The organism is Monashia sp. HAY1-5C (assembly GCF_056755255.1).
Genome location: NZ_JBPGXG010000293.1, coordinates 1 through 398, shown reverse-complemented (window position 1 = coordinate 398; position 398 = coordinate 1). Strand labels below are relative to the sequence as shown.

The window sequence follows — 398 nt, the reverse complement described above, 5'->3', positions numbered from 1 at the left end:
GCCGACGTGCCGCCGGGCGTCGTGACGCGTACGTCGACGAGTCCCACGGCATGGGCGGGTGTGGTGACGCGAAGCTCCGTGGCCGACACCCGCGCGACGATCCGCGCGTATGCCGTGCCGAACCGCACGGCCGAGGCCCGGTAGAGGCCCGTTCCCGTCAGCGTCACCGGGGTGCCCCCGGACGTCGAGCCGAGCGTCGTCGACAGCCGTGACACGGTCGGGACGGCCTCGAACGCGAAGGTGGAGCGCAGGGACTGGGGCGAGAAGCCGGCCGCGTTCGAGACGCGCACGTACACGACGCCGGCTGGGCGGGCGGGGGTCGTGACGCGGATGCGGGTGGCCGAGAGGGGCTGGATGGCGGTCACCGCCGTGCCGCCGAACCACACCCTGGTGGCCGA

Annotated in this window: 1 protein-coding gene; it reads right to left on the bottom strand. The window is 74.4% G+C overall.

The genetic code is table 11. The annotated features are described in order from the left end of the window. Positions 1–398: IPT/TIG domain-containing protein (locus ACR9ZK_RS21720; RefSeq protein WP_481344034.1), on the bottom strand; the 398-nt coding region annotated here is incomplete at both ends.